The organism is Mesorhizobium intechi (assembly GCF_002879535.1).
Lineage (GTDB): Bacteria > Pseudomonadota > Alphaproteobacteria > Rhizobiales > Rhizobiaceae > Mesorhizobium > Mesorhizobium intechi.
This window is the reverse complement of the sequence record NZ_PNOT02000291.1, coordinates 1-3,763: the sequence shown is the minus strand read 5'-3', so window position 1 is coordinate 3,763 and position 3,763 is coordinate 1. Positions and strand designations below refer to the sequence as shown.

Genomic DNA, 3,763 nt, shown 5'->3' with positions numbered 1-3,763 from the left:
GCCCGACGATCCGGACACCGGCGAGAGGACATAGCGCCGGCACCGGCCTGAGATCAAAGATCCGTCACTTGGACAGATCTTCCAGCGGCATCGATATTTCGGCGAACACGCCTTCCGGCCGGAATTCATGGGTCACTTCGCTTGAAATGACCTTGGCCAGGCTGCGGCGGATCAGGATGGAGCCGAAGCCGTGGCGCTCCGGCGGGGCGACTTCAGGGCCGCCGCTTTCGCGCCAGGTCAGCACCAGCCGGCGGTTGCCCTTCCTGCCTTGCGTCTTCCAGTCGAGGTCGACCTTGCCCGATGCAATCGACAGCGATCCGTGTTGCAGAGCGTTGCTGGCCAGTTCGTGCAGGATAAGCCCGAGCCCGACGGCCTGATCCGGCGACAGCAAGAGATCGGTGCCGGAGATCGTGATGCGGGGCTGGTCCCCGGTGTCAAACGGCCTGATCTCGATCTGGACGAGTTCGCGGATGCCGATGCCGCGCCACTCGCGGTCGGACAAAAGGTTGTGGGCGATGCCCAGCGCCTGAAGCCGGGCGCCGAAGGCTTCGAGGAATTCGCTTGGCTGGCGGGCATGACGCACGGTCTGCGTCGCCAGCGCCTGGACGGTCGCCAGCGTGTTCTTGACGCGGTGGTTGAGTTCGCGCAGCAGAAGCCGCTGCCGCTCGTCGCCGAGCTTGCGTTCGGAGATGTCGTAGTTGACGCCGAAGATGAGCGTCGGCTTGCCGTCGCCGTCGCGCTCGACGACGCGGCCGCGCGTGGCCACCCAGCGCGGCGGATGAAAGCCTTTCACCCGGTATTCGCCGAAATAGTCGTCGCTGCCGGACAGGGCATCGCGAAAGCGGGTTTCGGTCTGGTAGACATCGCGCGGATCGATGGCGGTCAGGATGTCGCGCGCCCGTAGCCGGGTGGAGCGCGGCAGGTTGAACAGTTCCGACAGACGGACATCGCATTCGATCATGTCGGTGCGGATGTCCCATGCCCAGCTGGCGAGCGAAGCGGCATCGAGCGCGATGGCGCGCCGCTTTTCCTCGCGCGCCAGGGCTGCCTCGGCCATGGCGCCGCTGCGGGTGGCGTCCTTCAAGGTGAACAGGCTGGCGGCGAGGCTGGCCAGTGTCTTCAGTTGGGCGAGCTTGGCCCCGGAGGGATAGGCATGCGGTTTGCGGTCGAGCACGCACAACGTGCCGATCCTGGCGCCTGACACCACCATCGGCGCGCCGGCATAAAAGCGCACATGATGTTTGCCGGTGACCAGCGGGTTGGCTCTGAAACGCGGGTCGGTCGCTGCGTCCGTCACCACCATAGGCTCGTCGCCGGCGGCGATGGCATGGGCGCAGAAAGAGATGTCCGTCGCGGTTTCCGTCTCGTCGAGACCAAAGCACGACTTGAACCATTGCCGCTCGATATCGACGAGCGTGACAAGGGCGGTGGGCGCCTGCATTACGGCCGCGGCAAGGCTGGTGATGCGGTCGAAATCCGGGTCAGCCGCCGTGTCGAACATCTCCAGCCCGTGCAGCACGGCCAGCCGCTCTTCGGCATTGACCGCGAGCGCCACCCCGGCCGGCAGGCTCGCTGGAAATGCCGATGCCGGTCTTGGCCGTCCTGCCGACGCATCGGCCCGCGACAAGCCTGCCTCCCGGAACCATCCTAGCGAGGAACCGTTACCCGACCGTGATTTGCCGAGTGCGCCAACGGGCGCATGGCGAAACAAGGACCGGCCATGACCAAGATCATTTCCGAGGACAAAGCGCGGCAGGGGCGGTGGGGCTGGCACGGCCTGCGCATCCTGATCGCCGCGCTGCTTCTGGCCTTTGCGGCCTGGGGCATCGCCGAAATATATGGCGAAGTCGTCAAGACACCGGCGACGCAGCAAGGAAGCGCGCCGAGCGGCTAGATTTTCGGCCGTCGTTGGAGATCGCATCAGGCGGCCTTTGCCTGGCCGATGCTGGCCGGTACCAGAACATTCAGCGCGCCGGGCCGGATTTCGATCGTCGTCTCACGCTCGAGCTTGACCAGTTCGCCATCCATGACGGCGCGGAACTTTCTGCTGCCGGTATGGATTTTCAGGACGGTGCGGTCAGCCTGGTGGATCTCGACATGTTCGTTCTCGCGCCATTTTCCGCGCGCCACGTTGAAAAGGAATTTCATCAGTTCGGCGCGCTGTTGCGCCACCGTGACATAGATGCCGAGCACGCCGCCCGAAGGATTGTCCGCATAGGGCAGATGGCCTTCACCAAACAGGTTGTTGGTGACGCCGATGCCTGTGATGCGGGCCATCATCTCGGCCTTGCCGATAGTGAGCGTGACGTTCATCGCCGGCGGGTTCTTGATTGTCGCCCATGCCGCCTTGGCCGAAGCGCCGATCTTGCCCAGGCGCGAGCCGAATTCCATTCCCTGACGCAGTTGCACCATCTTCGCATGCATGCCGATCGAGAATTGATGAACGAAGGGACGGCCATTGGCGGCGGCCATGTCGACGGCGATGATCTCACCGTCGGCGAAGGATTTCAGCGCGGCATCGAGCGACTGCGGAATGCCGAGGCCACGCGCGAACAGGTTCATGGTCCCGGCCGGCAAGATGGCAAGCGCCTGTTTCTTGCCCATCAGCCTCGCGGCCGCCGCTGAAATGGTCCCGTCGCCGCCACCCGCCAGCACGACATCGACGGCACGGCGCGAGGCGGCGCTGTCGAGGCTCTCCACGACGTCCTTGCCAGCAACCACATCGATGCTCAGCGTATGGCCTGCCGTTTCCAGCGTCTGGCGCATCCTGTCAGAGAAGGCGGCGAGGTCGGTGGTGCGCAAGGTGCCGCCATCCCGGTTCAGCACCGCTGCAAATTTCATGCCCCGCTCCGTTATGTCAGACCAAAACGGGCCAGGACGAACCCAGCCGAAGGCTGAAACGTTGCGGTGCAGGAAAGGTTCCGCTGGAACCGCGCAATTCGACGCGTGTTCATTAGCTTCGGCGCAACTATTGCGTGTTTTCCAACGCGAAATCCACGCCGTTTTGTCGGAACAACGTCATGGTCACGACGTTGTGAACCCGTGGAGATGCCGCGCCCGATCTTCTCCAGCGACGGTTCAATCGGGCGCGGCGTGCATGAAATTACGCACCAGGAGAGACTATCATGATACGCACCCTTTTAGCCACGACCGCACTCGCAACGTTGATCGCGACCGGCGCGTTAGCGCAGAGCACGACGACCCCCGCACCTGCCTCACCGTCCGTTCAGGAACCGGCCGCGGCCGCTCCCGTGGCGCGCGCCGAAGGCAGCATCGTCACCAACATCATTGGCGAATCCGTCTATAACGGCACCAGCGACAACGCCGAGAACATCGGCAAGGTCACCGATGTCGTCTTCGACAAGGACGGCATGGCCAAGTCCGTCGTCATCGGCGTCGGCGGCTTTCTGGGCGTCGGTGCGAAGAATGTAGCCTTTGACTATGACAAGCTGCAATGGGCCGAAAAGAACGGCGACCGCTGGCTGGTGGCCCAGACAAGCAAGGACGAACTGAAGGCGCATCCGGATTTCGACAGCAAGCCCTACGGGCCAGCGCCTGCTCCTGCGACTTCCACGGACGCGGCAGCCCCGAAAGCACCTGCGACGACGGACACCGCACAGGCTCCCGCAGCCGCTCCGGCCGAGCCGGTGAAGCGCGCCGACGGCAACCTAGCCACCAACATCATTGGTGAGACTGTCTACAACGGCACGGGCGACGACGCGCAGAACATCGGCAGCGTCAACGACATCGTGCTGTCCAAGGA

At 64.1% G+C, this 3,763-nt stretch carries 4 protein-coding genes; 2 read left to right on the top strand and 2 right to left on the bottom strand.

All coding sequences use genetic code 11. The annotated features are described in order from the left end of the window. Positions 1–64 precede the first annotated feature (64 nt). Positions 65–1,627: a sensor histidine kinase gene (locus C1D09_RS25030; protein WP_167514744.1), complete on the bottom strand. Its 1,563-nt coding sequence runs from the start codon at positions 1,625–1,627 to the stop codon at positions 65–67. Positions 1,628–1,720: 93 nt separating this feature from the next. On the opposite strand from C1D09_RS25030, the gene C1D09_RS33290 reads away from it, so the two are divergent. Next, positions 1,721–1,894 (top strand): hypothetical protein, encoded by a 174-nt coding sequence (locus tag C1D09_RS33290; RefSeq protein ID WP_167514743.1) that lies wholly within the window; start codon positions 1,721–1,723, stop codon positions 1,892–1,894. A gap of 26 nt (positions 1,895–1,920) precedes the next feature. Here C1D09_RS33290 and C1D09_RS25025 read toward each other — a convergent pair whose 3' ends face one another. Continuing rightward, positions 1,921–2,841 (bottom strand): diacylglycerol/lipid kinase family protein, encoded by a 921-nt coding sequence (locus C1D09_RS25025; RefSeq protein WP_143976763.1) that lies wholly within the window; start codon positions 2,839–2,841, stop codon positions 1,921–1,923. A gap of 284 nt (positions 2,842–3,125) precedes the next feature. On the opposite strand from C1D09_RS25025, the gene C1D09_RS25020 reads away from it, so the two are divergent. Further along, the coding region (locus C1D09_RS25020; protein ID WP_143976762.1) for a PRC-barrel domain-containing protein at positions 3,126–3,763 on the top strand (638 nt) is incomplete at its 3' end.